We start from the raw sequence: 19,064 nt of genomic DNA on the forward strand, positions 1-19,064 counted from the left end.
GCGGTGGGTGGGGGACGCGGAGCAAAACATGGGGGCGTTGCCCCCATGTGGGTACGGTGCCCGCGCTGCCACCGTTGTCCACGTGACCCTCACGACCTCCACACACGACACCGCGACGGGCCTGGCCCCGGGCTGGTGGGCGCCCGCCCTCCACCTGCGGGAGCGGCTCGCGGCACCCGGCGCGCCGGCCGCCGACCCGGCCGGCGCCGCCGCGGCGCGGCTCGCGGACCGGGTGACGGCGCTGGGCCAGGACGACACGTTCCGGGCCCGGCTGGCCGCCCTCGGCACCGACCTGCCGACGGCCGCCGCGCTGGTGGCGGAGCCGGCCGAGCGCCTGGCGGCCCGGGCCGGGCACCCCGCGTGGGCGGAGTTCGTGGAGCGCGCCCTGGCGTCGGCGCCGCCGCGCCCGGAGCCGTACGACGGCACCGGCGCACGGGAGGCCGGCCCGGACCCCGTACGGGAGCCGGAGCCCGATGCGTGGCGGGTGGCGTTCGCCGGGGCGCTCGCTCCCCTGACGCGGGCGGCGGGCCGTGCGCTGGCCGAGCGGTCACGGGCGCTGCCGGGCCTGGCCGGCCTGATCGACGCCGAGTCCGTGCGGCGGCGGTTCGAGCGGCGGCTCGGACTGCGGCTGGTGGGGACCGCGGCGCGCACCCTGGTCCTCGAACTGCACCGCGCCCGTGCCGAAGGCCGGCTGTCCGGTGCCACGCCCGAGCGGCGGTTCGCCCGCTTCGCGGCGGAGCTGGGCACGCGCGACGGCCTGGCCGCGCTCTTCGGCCGGTATCCGGTCCTCGCGCGGCTGCTCGGCACGGAGTGCGGGCACGCCGTCGCCGCCACGGCGGAACTGCTGGCGCGGTTCGCCGCCGACCGGGCCGCGCTCGTGGCGGACCTGCTCGACGGCGTCGACCCCGGCGCGCTCGCCGTTCTCGACCTGGGCCAGGGGGACACCCATGAGCGGGGACGCGCGGTCGCGCTGCTCCGCTTCGCCGACGGCCGCACGGTGGTCTACAAGCCGCGCCCGCTGGACCAGCACGCCTCCTTCGACCGGCTCGTGGCCTGGCTCGGCGCCCGGCTGCCCGGGCTCGGGCCGCGGACGGCGCGGACCGTGCGCCGGGACGGCTACGGCTGGCTGGAGTTCATCGCCGCCCGGCCCTGCCGGTCGGTCGCCGAACTGGACCGGTTCTACCGGCGACAGGGCGCCCTGCTGGCGCTGCTGTACGCGGTGGACGGGGTCGACATGCACCACGAGAACCTGGTGGCGTGCGGGGACCAGCCGGTGCCCGTCGACGTCGAGACGCTCATGCACCCCTCGGTCCCGGTGGCCGCCACGGCGGGCCCCGACCCGGCCGCGGCCGCCCTCGCCTCCTCCGTCCACCGGACGTGTCTGCTCCCGCAGTTGCTGATCGGCGAGCACGGGGCGCTGGACATCTCGGCCGTCGGCGGCGGCCGGGCCGACCTCTCCCCCACCGACGTGGTCGGCTGGGCGGACGCGGGCACCGACACGATGCGCCTGGTGCGCCGGCGGGTCCCGTACGCCGCGAGCCCCAACCGTCCGTCGCTGGACGGCCGCGAGGTGGACCCGGGCGCGTACGAGGCGGCGCTGCTCTCCGGATTCCGCGCCGGATACGACACCCTGGTCGCCCACCGTACGGAACTGCTCGCCCCGGACGGCCCGTTGGCCTCCTTCGGGGCGGCTCCGGCGCGCCTGGTGGGCCGGGCGACCCGGCTGTACGCGACGCTGCTCGACGAGGCGGCCCATCCCGAGGTGCTGGGCGACGCGCTCGACCGGGACGTGCTGTTCTCCCTGCTGTACGCCGAGTCCGCCGGGGACCCGGTGCGGCGGCGGCTGGTGGAGCACGAGATCGAGGACCTGTGGGACGGTGACGTCCCGGTCTTCACGCACCGGCCCGACGGTGCCGACGTCTGGTCGTCGCGCGGGGTACGGCTGCCGGGCCTGCTGGCCGGGCCCGGGCTGGCCGCGGTCGAGCGGAAGGTCTCCGCCCTCGGCGAGGTCGACCGGCACCGGCAGGAGTGGCTGGTCACCGCCACGCTGGCGACCCGCCGGGCACCCCGCGTCACCCACCGCGCCGACGCCCCGCCGCTGCCGCCCGCACCGGCCGCGGTGCCCGAGCCCCGGCGGCTGCTCACGGCGGCCTGCGGCCTCGCCGACGAGATCGTGGGGCACGCGCTCCATGACGGCACCCGGGCCAACTGGATCGGCCTGGAGCTCGTCGACGGCAGCCACTGGGCGGTGTCCCCGATGGGGGCCGGGCTCGCCGACGGTTACACCGGAGTGGCGCTGTTCCTGGCCCAGTTGGGCCGCCTGACCGGGGTCGGCCGCTACACGGAGCTGGCGTCTCGGGCGGTCCGTCCGCTGCCGCGGCTGGTCCGCGCGCTCGCCGACGCCCCCGAGCTGAGCCGGGCGGTCGGCCCCGGCGGCTTCCACGGCCTGGGCGGACTCTGTTACGCGCTCGCCCGGCTGTCCGCCCTGCTCGGCGACGAGCGGCTGGCCGAGTCGCTGCCGCCGGCGCTCCGGGCGCTGGCCGCCTCGGCCCGTACGGACGATCCGGCCGGCCCTCCGGCGGACGTCGCCACGGGACTGGCCGGCGGCCTGGCGGCGCTCCACGCGGTGCGCGCGGAGACCGGCCTGCCGCAGGCGGGCGCGCTGGCGGCCGAGTTCGCGGACCGGCTCCTCCCGGCCACGGCCGCTCTTCCGGAGGGCTTCCTGCGGGGTCGGGCCGGGGCGGGCTGGGCCCTCCTCCGCCACGCGACGGCGACCGGCGACGCGTCGGACGGCCCGTACGCCACCGCCGGGCGGGCGCTGCTCGGCCCGACGCCGGACGGGTCCGGCCGTGAGACGGGGCCGGGTTGGTGTACGGGACTCGCGGGAACGCTCCTCGCCACGCTGGACGGCGTCGGGTCGGCGGGGGTCCCCGCCGGCCTGTGGGCGCGCCTCGCCGAAGAGCGTCCGGTTCCGGGCGACTTCAGCCTCTGCCACGGCGAGCTCGGCACGCTGGAGGCGCTGATCGTGGCCGCCGACCGGGGAGTGCCCGGGGCGGACGGCCGGCTCACCCACCGGGCGGGGCTGCTGCTCGGCGCCCTCGACCGGTACGGACCGCGCTGCGCCACCCCGGACGGGGTGTCCTCGCCCGGACTGCTCACCGGGCTGTCCGGGATCGGTCACACCCTGCTGCGGCTGGGATACCCCGACGCCGTCCCGTCCCTCCTCCTGCTCGATCCCTCACCGGGAGCGCGGTGACCGCCGCCCTCCCCGCACCGGCACGATCCGCACGGACCCGCACGACCCGTGGGAAACGCACGGCACGCACCCCTTCGAACCGCACCCGCGAAAGGATCTTCATGAACCCGCAGACGCCCTCCCGTGAGTCCATCGCCGCGCTCGACGCCACGGCCGCCGACGCCCCGGAGGCCGGCGGTACGGCGGAGCCCGCCGGACGGATCACGCTCTCCGGGCGCGACCGGGCCACGGCCCGCGCCCGGGCCCTGGCGGGCCTCGCCCTCGGGACGGGTCTGGTGGCGATCCTCAGCGACATCGACACCACCGTGAGCATGCCGATCCTCCCCCTCTGAACCCCTGCGCACCCCCGCGGCCGCTCTCCGTCCCGACGGAGCGCGGCCGCCGCCGTGACCGCGGCCCGGCCGGGGTGGCGCGTTCCTTTCGGGGCGTGACGCATACCTGACACAGTGTCGCTTATATGACCGCATGAACAGGTACATTCGCGGGCATGCATCCCCGAGCCCCCCTCCTCGTCGGACGTGACGCGGAAATCGCCCAGTTGGAGCGTGCCCTCGACGTGGTACGCGAGCGGCGCGGCAGCACGGTCTTCCTGGTCGGCGACGGCGGCATCGGCAAATCGCGGCTGGCGGCCGAGGCGACGGGCAGGGCGTTCTCCGCCGGGATGCGGGTGCTGCGCGGCCGGGGCAGCACGATCGGCCCGATGGTCCCCTTCCGGCCGCTCACCGAGGCGCTGATGTCGCTCTTCCGCGGCGGCGAACCGTGGGACGAGGGCGAACTGGGCCCCTTCCGCCCGGTCTTGGGCCGACTGGTCCCCGACTGGGCCGGCGAGGCACAGCACGGCGGCTCGCTCGTCGTGCTGGCGGAGGCCGTCCTGCGCCTGCTGTCGGTGGTCTCCAGGGAGCGCGGCGCGCTGCTCGTCCTGGAGGACCTGCACGACGCCGACACCGAGACGCTGGTGGTCCTGGAGTACCTGGTGGACAACCTGGAGCACCTGCCGGTGGTGCTGCTCGCCACCACCCGCGCCGAGCAGTGCGCCGCCCTGGACCTGGCGCACTCGGTCACCCAGCGGCGCTCCGGCGTCCTGCTCGGCCTGGGGCCCCTCGACCGCTCCGAGGTCGCGCGGATGGTCGCCTCCTGCCTGGACTGCGCGGTGGACCGGGTGCCCGGCGAGCTCGTGACCCGGCTGTGGGACACCAGCGCCGGCAACCCGTTCGTCGTCGAGGAACTGCTCCACGGCATGATCGGCCACGGCACGGTGGTCCACCGGGGCGACACCTGGGAGGTCGTCGGCCCGCTGCGCACCGAGGTGCCGAGCACACTGGTGCGCGGCATCGCGCACCGCACCGACCGGCTCGGCCCGCAGGGCAGGACGCTCCTCTCTGCGGCGGCCGTGCTGGGCCGCCGCTTCCCGCTGTCCGTGCTCCAGCGGATGTCCGGCACCGACGACCACGGCCTGCTCGGCCTGCTGCACGCGGGCGTCGCCGCCCAGCTGGTGGTGCCGGACGAACCGGCGCCCGACTGGTACGCCTTCCGGCATCCGCTCACCGCCGAAGCACTGCTCGCCCAGCTCACCCCCACCGACCGGGCGAAGCTGTCCGGACGGGCGGCCGAGGTCGTCGAGGAGCTCCATCCGGGGCTGCCCGGGGAGTGGTGCCCGCTCGTCGCCGCGCTGCGCCGGGACGCGGGCGACGAGGTCGGGGCGGCCCGGCTCTTCTCGGAGGCGGGCCGGCGCGCGCTCGCGGACGGCGCCGTGGGCTCGGGCGTGTCCCTGCTGCTGGGCGCCGACGAACTGCTGGCGAAGCGCCAGGACTGGGTGGCGCGGGCCGAGGTGCTGGAGTCGCTGCTGCCCGCGCTGGCCGAGAGCGGCGAGTTCGACCGCGCCTTCGAGCGCGCCGAGGGCCTGCACGAGCTGGTCGGCGCGGGCGTCGAGGCCGGGCGGCTCGCCGTGCTGCACACCCGGCTCGCCAAGGTGGCCCATCTGGCGGGCCGCTGGGCCGACGGCAACGCGCAGATCGCCGAGGCCCGCGCGCTCCTGGAGACCGTACGGGATCCGGCGCAGACGGCCGCCGTCGACGTGGTGGCCGCCTATCTGGCGCTGGACACACCGGGCCCGGACCGCACGGAGACGGCGGAGAAGCTGGCCCGGGCCGCGGTGTCGGCGGCCGACGCCGGTGCCCTGCCGGCCGTGGCCTGCCAGGCGTGGGAGCTGCTCGGGGTGCTCGCGCGGGAGCGGGACCTGGAGGAGGCGCGGCTCTGCTTCGAGCGGGCCCGGCGGATCGCCGAACAGCACCGGATGCCCATCCCGCGGACGTACGCGATGGTGCGCATCGGCGGCAACCAGTGGCTGGCGGACGGGGAGACCCGCCCCCTGGAGCTGGCGCGGGACGAGGCGCTGCGGCTGGGCGCGGTCACCATCGCGTACTCGATCGACGCCATCCTCGTCCTCCAGGCGGTGCTGGTCGGCCGGTTCGAGGAGGCCGCGCGCCTCGGCGACGAGGTGCTGACGACCGCGGTCCGGCTCCGGCTGGCGCCGGTGGTCCGGTACGTGCTGATGACCCGGGCGACGCTGGCGGCGCACCAGGGCGACCGGGCGACGATGGAGGAGGCGCTGCGGGAGTTCACCGGCTGGGACGGGGCCGGTTCCCAGGAGGAGCCGCTCTGCATCGGGCTGGCCCGGGCGTTCTGCGCGCTCCTGGAGGAGAACCGGCCGCTGGCGCTCGCCGAACTGGACCGGGCGCGGGCCCAGGAGCGGGACAGTCCGACGACCTTCCACCTCAGCGGCCTGCACGGGCTGCGGCTGCTGCTCGACGTGCTGGCGGGCGAGGCGGGCTGGGACGAGTACCGGCGCGCCGCGGCCACCTCGGCGGGCCGGATGCGGTGGAACCGGCAGTTCCTGCTGCTGGCCCACGCGGTGCTGCTGGGCCGGTCGGACCAGCCGGCGGCGGCCGCGGCGGCCGTCGCCGAGGCGGAGCAGCTGGCCGCCCCCTACCCGACCACGCTCCACCTCGGCCTGCGGCTGACCGCCGAGGCGGCCCTGGAGGACGGCTGGGGCGACCCGGCGGCCTGGCTCCGCCGCGCCGAGGAGCACTTCCACGCCGCGGCCGTCCCGGACGTGGCGGGCGCGTGCCGGGCGCTGCTGCGCCAGTCGGGCGCGCCGGTCCGGCAGCGGCGCAGCGGCGCGGACCGGATCCCGGCACCGCTGCGGACACTGGGCGTGACGGTCCGGGAGTACGAGGTCTTCCAGCTGCTGGCGGAACGCCTGAGCAACAAGGCCATCGCGGGCCGCCTCTACATCTCGCCCCGTACGGTCGAGAAGCACGTGGCGGCCCTGCTGACGAAGACGGCCCGCCCGGACCGCGAGGCCCTGTGCGACCTGTCCGCGTCGGAGACGGTGGCGGGCCACCGCTGACCCGGCTCCGACGCGGCCGGTGGCCGTCCCGCCGGCGGCGTCAGGAGACGAGCCGGGTGTCCACCTCCCGCAGCTTCACCGTGCACAGCCCGCCGCGTTCGGCCTTCACGTCGGTGACCTCCAGCTGGGTGCCGGGGGCCAGGATGTACTCCTCCTCACCGGTGAAGGCGGAGAAGCTGCGGATGCCCACCGCGCGGGCCGGCGTCACCTCGAAGAGGGTCCGCTTGCCGCGGCTGCCGAGGAAGGAGCGGGCGACGCCCAGTTCGGAGGTGCAGGAGGAGACGCCCCACCAGGTGACCGTCTCTCCGACCGGGTACTGCCCGCGCAGGTCCAGGGCGACGCCGCGCCACAGCGGCTCGGTGCGGGACGGGAGCGCCTCCACCGCCGCGAAGAGCAGCCGCAGGTAGGGCAGGTAGGGCACGACGCGGGCGCGGTCCGGGGAGCGGAGGACGGCGTTGATGTTCCGGTAGAAGCCGGACTCGCAGGTGTAGAGGAAGAGCGCGGCGATGGCGTCGGCGGAGAGCCCGGCGCCGGCCGCCTCGTCGGCGCGCCGCTTGCCGAACTCGCGGGAGCGGTCGATGTGCCCGCCGAGCCCGCGCAGCACGCGGGTGACGGGGGCGACGGCCTCCTCGAACGGCATCAGCGGGGTGTCGAAGACGCCGGTGAGCGGGGGCAGGACATGGCCCTCGTCGCGGACGCTGGTGAGCCGCTCCAGGTACAGCTGGTGCAGCTCCATCGTCGAGGCGATGAAGGCGCCCATCCGGGCGGCGACGTCGGCGTCCGGCCCGCCGGCGCCGGTGGGGTCCGCGCCCTTCCCGGCGCCTGCCGGGGGCTGGTTCCAGCCCTTGCTGGGCAGCCAGTCGACGGGGTCGGCGCCGAGCGACAGCAGGGCGTCGTTGACGGTGGCGAGGTGGTCGCCGTCGCAGAAGACGTCGCCCTGAGCGGCCGGGTTGGCGTGGTCGATGTGGCGGACCTCGACGCCCGGGTACTTCTTCTCCAGCCGCTGCACCGTCCGCTTCAGGCTGCGGGCGTGCGCGCCCCACCAGGCGAAGACGACACCCCGGTCCTCGGGGTCCTCGGCGTCCTGCTTGGCGCGGAGGATCTCCTCGGCGATCCGCTCGGCGACGGGCCGCCAGAAGCCGGTGTGCTGGTCGGTGGCCATGGCGCCGTCGGCGCTGGCGGTCAGCGAGGCGTTGAGGAGGAGGACGCCCTGGGTGAGCATGGCCTGGAACCACTCGGGCGGCTGGACCGTGTCCCGCTCCTTCAGCAGGGCGCGGACGTCGGCGATGGGCGTCTTCTTGACGATGCCGTACTTCCACATCGCCGCCGCCTTGATGAGGCAGCGGATGCTGACGACCCGTCCGAACTGGCTGTCCTTCCAGTCGTTGAACGTGTTGTCGAACATGGCGATGCCGGTGGCGCTCTCCGGCCGCGGGTAGGGGTTCTGCCCGAAGACGACGACCTTCCACTTGTGCGGCGGGTGGGGCTTGAGCGCCTGGAAGGTGAGCTCGCGGACCGGGACGACCTGCGGGCTGCGGCCCGGTCCGATGAACCGGTCGGCGTCCGGGCGGGCCTCGATGACGGGCTTCAGCAGCGGCAGCCAGGGCTCGCCGCCGCCGGTGAAGAGGTCCGCGAGGGCGAGGGGGTCGTTCGGGTCGGGCTGGGCGGCGGGCGCGGTCGTGTCGCTCATGGCGGGGGAACTCCCGGTGGTCGTGCCTGCGGGGTCGGAGGAGGGCGTGGGGGCAGCGGCCGACTCGGCCTGCTCAGCCGCGAAAGCCACGCCCTTTGGCAGCGGCTCCTGCGGCGGCGCTCCCTTTGGCAGCGCCCCCTTTGCCAGCGGCTCCTTTGGCAGCGGCTCCTTTGGCCGGTGCTCCTTTGGGCGGCGTGATCCGTACCCGCGTCGTGTGCGGCGCCTGGTCGATGCCGGCCAGCTGGGCGGTGATGGTCGCGCGCAGCTCGTCGTCGTCCTCGAACCAGTGGTCGTGGAAGAGCGTGTAGCCGGTCCACATCAGGTTGGCGCAGACCCGGGCCGGCACCCGGCCGGTCCGGGCGCCCATTCCGACCAGCGCCACGGAGCGGATGCTGCCCGGCGCCTTCCGGTTCTGCCGGTGGACGGCCTGGAAGGCCGCCGCGCAGGCCATGGCGACGTTGAGCGTGTCGCTCACGTTCTGCGACGAGGCGACCATGGTCGGCGTGGAGATCACGAAACGCGGCACGGTCGCCCCCGACGGGACGCAGACGGCGCTGCCGACCGGCATGCCGCCGGCGAACCGGTCGCGGATGGCCTGCTGCACGCGCAGCTGGATCCCGGCACCGAGGTGGCGCTTGATCGCCGCGTCGACGCCGCCGTCCATCCGCCCCGCCGCGTTCGTCGGCGTGACCCACGCGTCCACGTCCTCGTCGAGGATCGAACCCCGCCGGATCTCGATGCCGGGCACGTCGGCGAAGGCGGCGCGCCACGCCGCCACCACCCCCGCGCTGACATCGGTCAGTACCACCCGCAGTGCGGTGCCCGCATAGGCATGCGTCATCGAAGCCCCCTGTCGGAACGTCCTCCTGGAACACCTCCGAACCTACGGGGCACCACTGACAACGGCCCTCGGCCGCCGGCCGCCTGAGGCTCAGTCGGGCTTCCCGGCCATCACCACGACACCGGGCCCGGAGAACCGGTCGGCGGGGAGCCGGAGCTCGGCCACCGTGGTCAGTCCGGCCCGCTCGATCAGCTCCACGAACCCCTCGGGCCGCCACTTGTGCGTCGTCCACCGCACCGGCACGCCGCCGTACGCCTCGGTGCGGACCAGGTCCTCGTCGCCGACGTGCGTGGCGGTGAGGAGGAACCCGCCCGGCTTCAGCGCCCGCGCGAAGTGGGCGAGGACCTGGGGGAGGACGTCACGGGGCAGGTTGAAGAGCGACCACCAGCCGAGGACCCCGCCGAGGGTGGCCTCGCCGAGCGCGAGCTCGGTGGCGGAGGCGACCTCGAAGCGGCAGTCCGGGTACAGCCGGCGCGCGTTCCCGACCATCCGGGGCGAGAGGTCCACCCCGGAGACGTCGAGGCCGCGTTCCGCGAGGTAGCCGGTCACCGTGCCGGGTCCGCAGCCGACGTCGAGGACGGGCCCGAGGCCGCCCACGCTGTCGGCGAAGGCGTCGACCGACGCCTTCAGCCAGGGATGGACGCGGATGTCGCCCATGCCGGTGGTCCGCACCATCTCGGCGTAGGTGTCGGCCACCCGGTCGTAGGAGTCGCGCACGGCGTCGAGGTCGGCCGGGCGGTCGATGGGGTGTGAGCTCATCGGCACACCATAGGACGGCGCACCGCCCCGGGGCCCGGCGGCTCCCGGCCGTGAGGAGTGCACCGCGGTGGCGCGCTGTCCTATGCCCGGGGCATCGTCTTCCGGCGAAAGCCCCTCATTCCCCGCCCACTTGGTGTCTAGTGGAGGACGTCCGCGATCACCGTCCGGACCGGCCGCGGACGCGCAGTCCTGCCCGGCCGTCGAGAACCGAGGGAGCACCGAGAGATGGCGAGTGTGGAGACGTCTCTGAAAGAGGCGATGACCGCGATCGAGGGCAGTGTGGGGGCCGCGCTGGTCGACTACACCAGCGGCATGGCCCTGGGCACGTTGGGCGGGAGCAAGGACCTCGACCTGACGGTCGCGGCGGCCGGCAACACCGACGTGATCCGGGCGAAGATCCGCACGATGGAGATGCTGGGGATCAACGAAGGCATCGAGGACGTGCTGATCACCCTGGACACCCAGTACCACCTGATCCGGCTGATCAAGGGCCGTGGCGGCAACGGCCTGTTCCTGTACATGGTCCTGGACAAGAGCCGGGCCAACCTGGCCATGGCCAGGCACCAGCTCCGGCGCATCGAGGCGGATCTGGAGCTGTAGGTCCGCCTCCCGTCCCCCGGCTCCGCACGCCTTCGAGTTGAAGAACTCTTCAACTCGACACATCCGAAAGTGATCAGTCGGAGGTGGGCGGGGCCGGGAGACGGGAGAATGACCGCCATCCGTGGATCAAGGATCCGGCACGTCGGACCGGAGTCGTCCGGGCAGCTCGATCCGGAGGGAGTGTCGTCGCATGCAGGTGCCGCTGTACCAGGCCAAGGCGGAGTTCTTCCGCATGCTCGGGCACCCCGTCCGGATCCGCGTCCTGGAACTGCTCCAGCACGGCCCGCTCCCCGTCCGCGAACTCCTGAAGGACATCGAGGTGGAGCCGTCCAACCTCTCGCAGCAGCTCGCGGTGCTGCGCAGGTCGGGCATCGTGGTCTCCGTCCGGGAGGGCTCGACCGTCAGCTACGCCCTCGCCGGCGGCGACGTGGCGGACCTCCTGAAGGCCGCCCGCCGGATCCTCACCGAACTGCTGGTGGGCCAGAGCGAGCTCCTGGAGGAGCTGCGCCACGCCGACACCGGCGGCGTGGCGGTGCCGCGCGGGAGATGATGGGGCGGTACGACAGAACGCGAGGTCAGGAGCTTCCATGGCGCGGCGGGTGCACCAGGCCCGTGAGGACGCGGAATTCGACTTCATCCTCCGGATGAGCTCGGTCCCCGTCCTCGCCTACTTCGTCGGCACATGGCCGAAGGCGATCGAGCCGTGCCGGACGATGGACCCCGTCGTGGGTGCCGTCGCCGACGCGTACGCCGACCGCCTGACGGTGGTCCGCGCCGACATCACGCGCTGCCCGGAGGCGACCAGGCGCCACCAGGTCGCCGGAGCCCCGTCCTACGTCCTCCTGAAGGACGGGGAGGCGGTGGCGAGCGGTACGGGGGTCCTGACCGACGCCGGGATGCGGGACCTCCTGGACGACCACCTCTGACCGGACCCGCCGCCGTCCTCGGCGCCCCTTCCGCGTCGTCCTCCACGCGGCGCCCGCCCCGCCCGCGCGGGGACGGTGCACGCGCCTACCGCCGGGGCGCGGCGGGCCGGGGTTCCGGCGGGTAGGGCACCGCCGCCGCGGAGGGGTCGTCGGCCGCGGTCGGCATGCCGACGCCCCGGTAGAAGACGGACTCGTAGGCGATCGCGGGGTCCACGACGAGCGCGGGCCCGTACTCGCCGGAGAGGGGGTGGAGTCGTCGTTCGAGCGCGTAGCGCGCGACGATGACCTCCTCGCTCGGGTCGGCGTACTCGACGGTCCTGAAGCCCTCCCGGCCGGACTCCCCGCCGACCTCCCAGAAGCAGCGGAGCCGCAGCACCCCGGCGGACGGGGTGGACCAGCGGAAGCGCGAGACGGACAGCTGTCCGCTGACGCTGTCCAGCGTGCTCCAGCCCCAGCCGTCGGGCAGGAAGTCGATGTCGGTCGACTCCATCACGTTGACGACGGCGCCGAACCAGCTGCCGGCGAGTCGTCTGTCCAGATACATCACCATCCCATCGTCCCCGACGTCCCCGGGCCACCCGACACCCGGGCCCCGGTCAGCTCCGGTTCCCGCGCCGCGGGGGATTTCGCCGGGCGTACAGCGGGAAGTCACGGGACGGTCGCGGGCCGGTGGCTCTCGGGCGCTCTTCTTGGGGCGCTCGCACGCCGGTTCTCCGGCCGCCGTTCCGTTTCCGTCCGCTCGACTACCGGAGGACTACTCCCCCATGGCCGACCTCGATCGCCGCCGGTTCCTTCAGCTCGCCGGTGGCGCCGTCGCCTTCAGCGCGCTGTCCGAGTCCATCGCCCGCGCCGCCTCCATCCCCGCGCAGGGGTCCACCGGCACGCTCCAGGACGTCGAGCACATCGTCGTCCTCATGCAGGAGAACCGTTCCTTCGACCACTACTTCGGGGCGATGAAGGGCGTCCGCGGCTTCGGCGACCCGCGTCCGGTCACCCTGCCCAGCGGGAAGTCCGTGTGGAACCAGGCCGACGGCTCGAAGGTGACGCTGCCCTTCCGGCCGGAGAGCGCGCAGCTCGGCATGGAGTTCCTCCAGGGGCTCAACCACGACTGGGCGGGCGGCCAGAAGGCGTTCAACCAGGGCCGCTACGACCAGTGGATACCCGCCAAGACCAAGGCGACGATGGCGTACCTGACCCGGGACGACATCCCCTTCCACTACGCGCTCGCCGACGCGTTCACGGTCTGCGACGCCTACCACTGCTCGTTCATCGGCTCGACCGACCCGAACCGCTACTACCTGTGGTCGGGCCACACCGGCAACGACGGCACGGGCGGCGGGCCGGTCCTCAACAACGCCGAGGCCGGCTACGGCTGGAAGACGTACCCCGAGCGCCTGGAGGCGGCCGGGATCTCCTGGCGGGTCTACCAGGACATCGGCGACGGGCTGAACGCGGCCGGTTCGTGGGGCTGGATCAACGACGCCTACCGCGGCAACTACGGCGACAACTCGCTGCTGTACTTCAACACCTACCGCAACGCCCAGCCCGGCGACCCCCTCTACGAGAAGGCCCGCACCGGCACGAACGCCAAGGCGGGCGAGGGGTTCTTCGACCGGCTCCGCGCCGACGTGCAGGGCGGCCGGCTGCCGCAGGTCTCCTGGATCGCGGCGCCCGAGGCGTTCTCCGAGCACTCCAACTGGCCGTCCAACTACGGCGCCTGGTACATCGCGCAGGTCCTGGACGCGCTGACGTCCAACCCCGACGTGTGGGCCCGTACGGCGCTGTTCATCACGTACGACGAGAACGACGGCTTCTTCGACCACGTCGTCCCGCCGTACGTGCCGGCCTCGGCCGCGCAGGGCCTGTCGACGGTCCCGACCGCCCTGGACCACTTCCCGGGGAAGACCGGGTACGTCGCCGGACCGTACGGCCTCGGGCCCCGCGTCCCCATGATCGTCGTGTCCCCGTGGTCCACCGGCGGCTACACCTGCTCCGAGACCTTCGACCACACCTCGGTGATCCGTTTCATCGAGCGCCGCTTCGGCGTCCAGGAGCCGCAGATCTCGCCCTGGCGGCGGGCCGTCTGCGGCGACCTGACCTCGGCCTTCGACTTCACCCGCGCCCAGCCGCAGCCGGTCGCGCTGCCGCCGACGGCCGGCTACTACCCGCCCGACCGCGACCGCCACCCCGACTTCCCGGCCACCGCGCCGGCCGTCGGCTCGATGCCCCGCCAGGAGCCCGGGTCCAAGCCCACCCGCCCGCTGAAGTACGCCCCGTACGTGGACGGCACCGCCGACACCACCGCCGGCACCTTCCGGCTCGCCTTCAGCGGCGGACCGTCCGCCGGCGCCCAGTTCTACGTGACGTCGGCGAACCGCACCGACGCCCCCTGGACGTACACGGCGGCGGCCGGGACGTCGATCGCGGACACCTGGAACACCAAGTACTCCAAGGGCACCACCGACCTCACCGTGCACGGCCCGAACGGCTTCCTGCGCCGCTTCCGCTCCCCCGGCAAGACCGCCGTCCCCGAGGTCACCGCCCGCCACAACGCCACCACCGGGAACCTGGACCTGACCTTCACCAACGCCGGCCCGACGACGACGGTGACCCTCACCCACGCCTACGGAGGCGCCCCCCAGACGCTGACGGTGGCCCGCGGCGCGACCGTCACCCACTCGGTGCCGCTCACGGCGTCCGGCCGGTGGTACGACGTCACCGTCACCTCCGCCGCGCACACCGACTTCGTGCGCCGCCTGGCCGGACACGTGGAGACGGGCGCGGAGGGAGTGACGGACCCCGGGATCCTGACGTACTGACGCACAGGCCCGACGCCGGTCACGGCCGGCGCCATGGCGACGTCACGGCGACGACGTCATGGCGCCGGTGCGGGTGCGGAAGGTGCGGCGGTAGCTGTCCGGCGGGACTCCCAGGGTCCGGTTGAAGTGCCTGCGCAGGGTCGTGGCGGTGCCCATGCCGGTGGCCGTGGCGATGGCGTCGACGCTGTCGTCGGTGCGCTCCAGCAGTTCCTGGGCCCGGCGGATCCGCTGGGCGAGCAGCCACTGCAGCGGGGTGGTGCCGGTGGCCGCGCGGAAGCGGCGGGTCAGGTGGCGTGAGCTCATCCCGGCCCGCCGGGCCAGGTCCTCCACGGTCAGCGGCCGGTCGAGGCGCTCGACGACCCAGGGGAACAGGGCGGTGAGCGGGTGGTCGTCCTGGGCCGGCACCGGGGCGGTGACGAACTGGGCCTGTCCGCCGGACCGGTGCGGGGGCACGACGAGCCTGCGGGCGACGGTGTTGGCGATCGCCGAGCCGTGGTCGAGGCGTACCAGGTGCAGACAGAGGTCGAGCGCCGCGGCCTTGCCGGCGGAGGTGAGGACGCTGCCGCCGTCCACGTAGAGGACGTCCGGGTCGACCTCCACCTCGGGGTGGCGGGCGGCCAGGACGTCGGTGTGGGCCCAGTGGGTGGTGGCGCGGCGGCCGTCGAGGAGTCCGGCGGCGGCGAGCACGAAGGCGCCGGTGCAGAGGGAGACGACGCGGGCGCCCGCCGCGTGGGCCGCGCGCACGGCGTCGACGAGTTCCGCGGGCGGGGCGACGTCGATGTCGGCCCAGCCGGGGACGATGACGGTGTCGGCGTCCCGGAGCCGGTCGAGTCCGTGGTCGGGCTCCAGGCGGAACGGGCCGAAGGGGACGGGCTCGGGTCCGCAGACGGCGAGGTCGTACCAGGGGACGGTCACGGCGTCCGGTGCGGAGGCGAACACCTCGTGGGCGATGGCCAGTTCGAAGTGGAGCATCCCGTCGGTGACGGCCAGCGCGACAGAGGTCATGTCCGGAAGTGTACGGGGCATGTCGTTTCCGACACTCACCGTTGCGCATTCAACCATTCCAGGATGGTCACACGAGCCGCAGTCGACCGGACGCGGCACAGCACGGGGAGTGACCTCATGGCGGCAGGACAGACGGTGACGGTGTACGGCGCGTACGGACACACGGGCCGGTTCGTGGTGGCGCACCTGCGGGAGCGCGGGTTCGTCCCGGTCCTGGCGGGGCGGGACGACCGCAAGCTGCGCGCGCTGGCGGAGCGGTACCCCGGGCTCGACGTCCGCCCCGCGGCGGTCGGCGATCCGGCGGCGCTCGACCGGGCGCTGGCCGGCGCCGACGCCGTCGTCAACTGCGCGGGGCCGTTCGCCACGACGGCCGGCCCGCTGATCGAGGCCGCGCTGCGGGCCGGGATCCCGTACGTCGACGTGGCGGCCGAGATCGAGGCCAACGCCGACACCTTCGCCCGGTACGCCGACCGCGCGCGGGCCGCGGGCACGGTGGTCCTCCCGGCGATGGCGTTCTACGGCGGCCTCGGCGACCTGCTGGCCACCGCCGCGATGGGCGACTGGACGGCGGCGGACGAGGCGCACGTCGCGTACGGGCTGAGCGGCTGGGAGCCCACGGAGGGGACCCGCCTCGCCGGGAAGGTGTCGGCGGAGCGGCGCGGCGGCCGGCGGGTCCGCTTCACGGACGGGCGCCTGGAGTACCACACCGACGAACTGCCCACGCTGACCTGGTCGTTCCCCGCCCCGATGGGACCGCGGCCGGTCGTGGGCGAGTTCACGATGGCCGACGTCGTGACCATCCCGAGCCATCTCTCCGTCCCCACCGTGACCACCTACATGTCGACCGAGGCGGCCGGCGGCGTCACGGGCGCGGACACGCCGACCCCGACGGCGGTCGACGAGCGCGGCCGGTCCGCGCAGACCTTCCTCGTCGACGTCGTCGTACGCTCCGGCGGCGCCGAACGGCGGGCCACGGCCACCGGCCAGGACATCTACGCCGTCACGGCGCCGCTCGCGGTCGAGGCGGTGCACCGCATCCTCACCGGCCGGACCCGTACGACCGGCGTGGCCTCCGCCGGCGAGCTGTTCGACGCGGCCGGCTTCCTCCGCTCCCTCGCCGCCTCCGCCCACCTCACCTGGGAGACGAGCGGGACGACGGGGCCGTCGGCGACGGCGTAGCGGGACGGCGCGGCGTCAGGAGGTGTCGCGGAGTCCGCGGAGGTAGGCCGCGGTGAGGGCCACGGCGGGGTCCTCGTCGGCCGTGAGGTCGGTGAGGGCGCGGGAGGCCACGGGGCCGGGGACGTCGGCGAGGGCCTGGGTGAGGCGGCCCCGGGCCGGGGGGCCGGTGGCGGCGTCGGCGAGGCGGTCGACGAGCCGGGCCGCGATCGCGTCCGCCGCGCCGTCGTCGGTCGCGAGGGCGCCGAGCGCGTCCGCCGCGTCGGTGTCGTTCCTGCCGTCCACCACCATCTGCACCAGCTCCGGGATCGCGCCGGGCTCCCCGCGGCCGCCGAGTGCGAGGGCCGCCTGGCCGCGGACCACCGGGTCGGGGTGGCCGAGGCCGTCGCGGAGCCGGGCGGCCGCCTCGTCGCCGGGGAGCGCGGCGAGGGCCCGGACGGCCCGTTCGCGCACCGCCGCCGACGGGGAGCCGAGGGCCCGGGCCAGGAGGGCGGTGGAGCCGTCGCCGGAGCGGGCCAGCGCCCAGCGCAGGGCGCCGGCGACATTGGGCTCCGTCTCGCTGAGCGCCGCCTCGACCAGCGCCTCCACCGGGACCGGGACCTCGTCGCCCGAGGACAGCGCGGCGCGCTGCCGGGCGTCCTTGCTGCCCGAGCCGAGGGCCTGGAGGAGCGCGACGACCTGGAGGGCGTCGTCCCAGCTGGCGGGGCCGGTGGCGGCGATCCGGCGGAGGCGGGTGAGCAGTTCGGTCTCGGCGGCGACGCGGGCCCGGGTCTGCTCGATGAGGTCGCCGACGAGCTGCGCGGGGGTGAAGCCGGGGTCGTCGAGCGCCCGGCCGATCTCCCGCAGCGACAGCCCCAGCGAGCGGAGGCTCTCGATGTGGAAGATCCGCCGGATGTCCTCGTCGCGGTACTCCCGGTAGCCCGAGCCGGTGCGGCCCGAGGGCCGCACCAGACCGAGCGACTCGTAATGCCTGAGCATGCGGGCACTGACGCCGGAGCGGCGTGCCACCTCACCGATCAACACGCCTGTGTGTCCCTCCCGTCGACAGGCCCTAGTCTCCCTGCCCCGGGGCCCCGTCCAGCGCCACGACGCGCTTCGCCTCCTCGATGGCGTACGCGAAGCCGGTCTCGGGGTCGCGCAGGATCCGCTCGGTGGCGAGGGCGTGCGCGCGGACGCCGGGGTCGGATGCGGTCGAGGCGGCGTTCAGGACCGGCAGGATCACGTCGCCGAGCTCGATCAGCGCGCGGCTGAGGCTGAGCTGGGTGTCCCGGCCGCCGCGCCCGAGCTGCGCGCCCAGCACCTCGGCCAGGGCGGGCTCCTCGCCGTCCGGCACGAGCAGCACCGCCGTGCGCCACGCGGCCCGCGCCACCTCGTCGTCGGCGTCGGTGAGATGCCCGCGCGTGATCGCCGGCCACGCCCGCGGGTCCCCGAGCTTGGAGAGCGTGTGCAGCGCCTGGCTGCGCGCCTGCGGCCGCTCCGAGCCGAGCTCGCGGAGCGTCCTGGGCAGCGTCAGCTCGACGGGGTGCCGGGTCAGGGCCCAGGTCAGCATGTCGCGGACGAAGAACTCGGGCTCGACCCCGCACCGCTCCACCAGCGCGTCCACGAACCGGGGGTCGGGAGCCGAGCCGACCGCCAGCGCGGCCCGCAGCCGCACCGACGGACGCCCGTCCTCCAGCGCCCGCAGAGCCCGTCCTACGACGTCGGCGTCCTGCTGTGTCATGGTCATCGTGACCACCTCCTCGCCCGGCAGTCAAAGGCTTGCCACCGTGTCAAGGTCAAGCGGAACCCGGCGCGTGCCCCGGGTCCCCCGGGTCGGCGCCGCGGATCGCGACAGCGGTCCGGGAAGATCCGCCGGCCGGGGGCTGTTGACCTCGGTGCCGTCGCACGGAGCGACGGAGGAGAGACGGAGGCGGTCATGGCGGGGGCGTTGATCATCGGGGCGGGGCCGGGGATCGGGCAGGCGGTGGCCCGGCGGTTCGCGCGGGAGGGACTGCCCATCGCGCTGGTCGCGCGCACGAAGGAGACCGTGACGGCGGGCGCCGGGTCCCTCGCCTCCCTGGGCGTACGGGCGCTGCCCCTCACCGCCGACGTCACCGACGAGACGGGGCTCCGGGCCGCCCTCGACACGGCCGTCGCCGAACTCGGCGTGCCGAACGCCGTGGTCTACAACGCGGCCGTGATCCGGCCCGACGCCGTCGGCGAACTCCCGCTCCGCGACCACCTGGACACCTACGCGGTCAACGTCCTCGGCGCCCTCACCACCGCCGCGCACCTGCTGCCCGGCATGGCGGCGCGCGGCCGCGGGACCTTCGTCGTCACCGGCGGGATGCCCGAGATGAAGCCGCCGTACGTCAGCCTGTCGCTCGGCAAGGCCGGGGTGCGGGCCCTGGTGGAGCTGCTCGACACGGAGTACGGCCCGTCCGGGGTGCACGTCGCCACGGTGACCGTGGGCGGCGCCGTCGCGCCCGGGACGGCGTACGACCCCGACGACATCGCCGACCACTACTGGCGGCTCCACACCCAGCCCCGCGGGGAGTGGGAGCGCGAGGTGCTCCACTGACCGTGCGAGGATCCTCGGACAGT

The 19,064-nt window shown here is 74.8% G+C and carries 16 protein-coding genes; 9 read left to right on the forward strand and 7 right to left on the reverse strand.

The genetic code is table 11. The features are described from left to right. Positions 1 to 82: 82 nt before the first annotated feature. The 3 genes from IF73_RS0115585 to IF73_RS42580 all read left to right on the forward strand — a co-directional run bounded on the left by IF73_RS0115585 (position 83) and on the right by IF73_RS42580 (position 6,665). Complete coding sequence (locus IF73_RS0115585) at positions 83 to 3,256, forward strand: type 2 lanthipeptide synthetase LanM family protein (protein ID WP_031008025.1); 3,174 nt, start codon at positions 83 to 85, stop codon at positions 3,254 to 3,256. A 101-nt stretch (positions 3,257 to 3,357) separates the two neighbouring features. Then, on the forward strand, positions 3,358 to 3,588 hold the full coding sequence (locus IF73_RS0115590) for a hypothetical protein (protein ID WP_051716821.1): 231 nt from the start codon (positions 3,358 to 3,360) through the stop codon (positions 3,586 to 3,588). A gap of 155 nt (positions 3,589 to 3,743) precedes the next feature. Next, entirely contained in the window at positions 3,744 to 6,665 is a 2,922-nt protein-coding gene (locus IF73_RS42580; protein ID WP_031008029.1) for a helix-turn-helix transcriptional regulator, read from the forward strand. A gap of 40 nt (positions 6,666 to 6,705) precedes the next feature. On the opposite strand, the gene IF73_RS0115600 is transcribed toward IF73_RS42580, so the two are convergent. From IF73_RS0115600 to IF73_RS0115610, 3 genes are all read right to left on the reverse strand, one after another. Next, positions 6,706 to 8,355, reverse strand: coding sequence for an ADP-ribosyltransferase domain-containing protein (locus IF73_RS0115600; RefSeq protein ID WP_031008031.1), 1,650 nt, complete (start codon positions 8,353 to 8,355; stop codon positions 6,706 to 6,708). Between the two features lie 73 nt (positions 8,356 to 8,428). Continuing rightward, the gene (locus IF73_RS0115605) at positions 8,429 to 9,196 is read right to left on the reverse strand and encodes a macro domain-containing protein (protein ID WP_078868078.1); all 768 of its coding nucleotides are present in this window, start codon (positions 9,194 to 9,196) and stop codon (positions 8,429 to 8,431) included. Positions 9,197 to 9,286: 90 nt separating this feature from the next. After that, positions 9,287 to 9,955: a class I SAM-dependent methyltransferase gene (locus tag IF73_RS0115610; protein ID WP_031008035.1), complete on the reverse strand. Its 669-nt coding sequence runs from the start codon at positions 9,953 to 9,955 to the stop codon at positions 9,287 to 9,289. Positions 9,956 to 10,180: 225 nt separating this feature from the next. On the opposite strand from IF73_RS0115610, the gene IF73_RS0115615 reads away from it, so the two are divergent. The 3 genes from IF73_RS0115615 to IF73_RS0115625 all read left to right on the forward strand — a co-directional run bounded on the left by IF73_RS0115615 (position 10,181) and on the right by IF73_RS0115625 (position 11,481). Then, positions 10,181 to 10,555 carry a hypothetical protein gene (locus IF73_RS0115615; RefSeq protein WP_031008037.1) on the forward strand — a complete coding sequence of 125 codons (375 nt, stop codon included), beginning with the start codon at positions 10,181 to 10,183 and terminating at the stop codon, positions 10,553 to 10,555. 190 nt (positions 10,556 to 10,745) lie between these two features. Continuing rightward, positions 10,746 to 11,105 carry an ArsR/SmtB family transcription factor gene (locus IF73_RS0115620; RefSeq protein WP_031008039.1) on the forward strand — a complete coding sequence of 120 codons (360 nt, stop codon included), beginning with the start codon at positions 10,746 to 10,748 and terminating at the stop codon, positions 11,103 to 11,105. Positions 11,106 to 11,142: 37 nt separating this feature from the next. Then, on the forward strand, positions 11,143 to 11,481 hold the full coding sequence (locus IF73_RS0115625) for a thioredoxin family protein (RefSeq protein WP_031008042.1): 339 nt from the start codon (positions 11,143 to 11,145) through the stop codon (positions 11,479 to 11,481). Between the two features lie 85 nt (positions 11,482 to 11,566). Here the strand turns inward: IF73_RS0115625 and IF73_RS0115630 are convergent, their stop codons facing one another. After that, entirely contained in the window at positions 11,567 to 12,031 is a 465-nt protein-coding gene (locus IF73_RS0115630) for a hypothetical protein (RefSeq protein ID WP_031008043.1), read from the reverse strand. Positions 12,032 to 12,245: 214 nt separating this feature from the next. On the opposite strand from IF73_RS0115630, the gene IF73_RS0115635 reads away from it, so the two are divergent. Continuing rightward, complete coding sequence (locus IF73_RS0115635; protein WP_031008045.1) at positions 12,246 to 14,300, forward strand: phosphocholine-specific phospholipase C; 2,055 nt, start codon at positions 12,246 to 12,248, stop codon at positions 14,298 to 14,300. A 42-nt stretch (positions 14,301 to 14,342) separates the two neighbouring features. Here IF73_RS0115635 and IF73_RS0115640 read toward each other — a convergent pair whose 3' ends face one another. Further along, a complete protein-coding gene (locus IF73_RS0115640; RefSeq protein WP_031008047.1) occupies positions 14,343 to 15,305 on the reverse strand; it encodes a helix-turn-helix domain-containing protein in 963 nt (320 codons plus the stop codon). Between the two features lie 117 nt (positions 15,306 to 15,422). Here IF73_RS0115640 and IF73_RS0115645 point away from each other — a divergent pair, with 117 nt between their 5' ends. Further along, a complete protein-coding gene (locus IF73_RS0115645) occupies positions 15,423 to 16,484 on the forward strand; it encodes a saccharopine dehydrogenase family protein (protein ID WP_031008049.1) in 1,062 nt (353 codons plus the stop codon). 15 nt (positions 16,485 to 16,499) lie between these two features. Here IF73_RS0115645 and IF73_RS0115650 read toward each other — a convergent pair whose 3' ends face one another. Both IF73_RS0115650 and IF73_RS0115655 read right to left on the reverse strand, forming a co-directional pair. Next, the gene (locus tag IF73_RS0115650) at positions 16,500 to 17,504 is read right to left on the reverse strand and encodes a HEAT repeat domain-containing protein (RefSeq protein ID WP_031008051.1); all 1,005 of its coding nucleotides are present in this window, start codon (positions 17,502 to 17,504) and stop codon (positions 16,500 to 16,502) included. Positions 17,505 to 17,532: 28 nt separating this feature from the next. After that, a complete protein-coding gene (locus IF73_RS0115655; RefSeq protein WP_031008053.1) occupies positions 17,533 to 18,207 on the reverse strand; it encodes a HEAT repeat domain-containing protein in 675 nt (224 codons plus the stop codon). Between the two features lie 189 nt (positions 18,208 to 18,396). Between IF73_RS0115655 and IF73_RS0115660 the strand changes: the two genes are divergently transcribed. Continuing rightward, positions 18,397 to 19,041 (forward strand): SDR family NAD(P)-dependent oxidoreductase, encoded by a 645-nt coding sequence (locus IF73_RS0115660; RefSeq protein ID WP_031008055.1) that lies wholly within the window; start codon positions 18,397 to 18,399, stop codon positions 19,039 to 19,041. Positions 19,042 to 19,064: the final 23 nt, after the last annotated feature.

This window comes from Streptomyces sp. NRRL F-5727 (genome assembly GCF_000719555.1).
In the GTDB taxonomy this organism is placed as follows: domain Bacteria; phylum Actinomycetota; class Actinomycetes; order Streptomycetales; family Streptomycetaceae; genus Streptomyces.

Coding starts and splice junctions, on each gene's coding strand:
- IF73_RS0115615 (WP_031008037.1), top strand. CDS start 10,181: ATGGCGAGTGTGGAGACGTCTCTGAAAGAGGCGATGACCGCGATCGAG.
- IF73_RS0115600 (WP_031008031.1), bottom strand. CDS start 8,355: ATGAGCGACACGACCGCGCCCGCCGCCCAGCCCGACCCGAACGACCCC.
- IF73_RS0115620 (WP_031008039.1), top strand. CDS start 10,746: ATGCAGGTGCCGCTGTACCAGGCCAAGGCGGAGTTCTTCCGCATGCTC.
- IF73_RS42580 (WP_031008029.1), top strand. CDS start 3,744: ATGCATCCCCGAGCCCCCCTCCTCGTCGGACGTGACGCGGAAATCGCC.
- IF73_RS0115610 (WP_031008035.1), bottom strand. CDS start 9,955: ATGAGCTCACACCCCATCGACCGCCCGGCCGACCTCGACGCCGTGCGC.
- IF73_RS0115605 (WP_078868078.1), bottom strand. CDS start 9,196: ATGACGCATGCCTATGCGGGCACCGCACTGCGGGTGGTACTGACCGAT.
- IF73_RS0115640 (WP_031008047.1), bottom strand. CDS start 15,305: ATGACCTCTGTCGCGCTGGCCGTCACCGACGGGATGCTCCACTTCGAA.
- IF73_RS0115645 (WP_031008049.1), top strand. CDS start 15,423: ATGGCGGCAGGACAGACGGTGACGGTGTACGGCGCGTACGGACACACG.
- IF73_RS0115630 (WP_031008043.1), bottom strand. CDS start 12,031: ATGGTGATGTATCTGGACAGACGACTCGCCGGCAGCTGGTTCGGCGCC.
- IF73_RS0115625 (WP_031008042.1), top strand. CDS start 11,143: ATGGCGCGGCGGGTGCACCAGGCCCGTGAGGACGCGGAATTCGACTTC.
- IF73_RS0115660 (WP_031008055.1), top strand. CDS start 18,397: ATGGCGGGGGCGTTGATCATCGGGGCGGGGCCGGGGATCGGGCAGGCG.
- IF73_RS0115655 (WP_031008053.1), bottom strand. CDS start 18,207: ATGACCATGACACAGCAGGACGCCGACGTCGTAGGACGGGCTCTGCGG.
- IF73_RS0115635 (WP_031008045.1), top strand. CDS start 12,246: ATGGCCGACCTCGATCGCCGCCGGTTCCTTCAGCTCGCCGGTGGCGCC.
- IF73_RS0115590 (WP_051716821.1), top strand. CDS start 3,358: ATGAACCCGCAGACGCCCTCCCGTGAGTCCATCGCCGCGCTCGACGCC.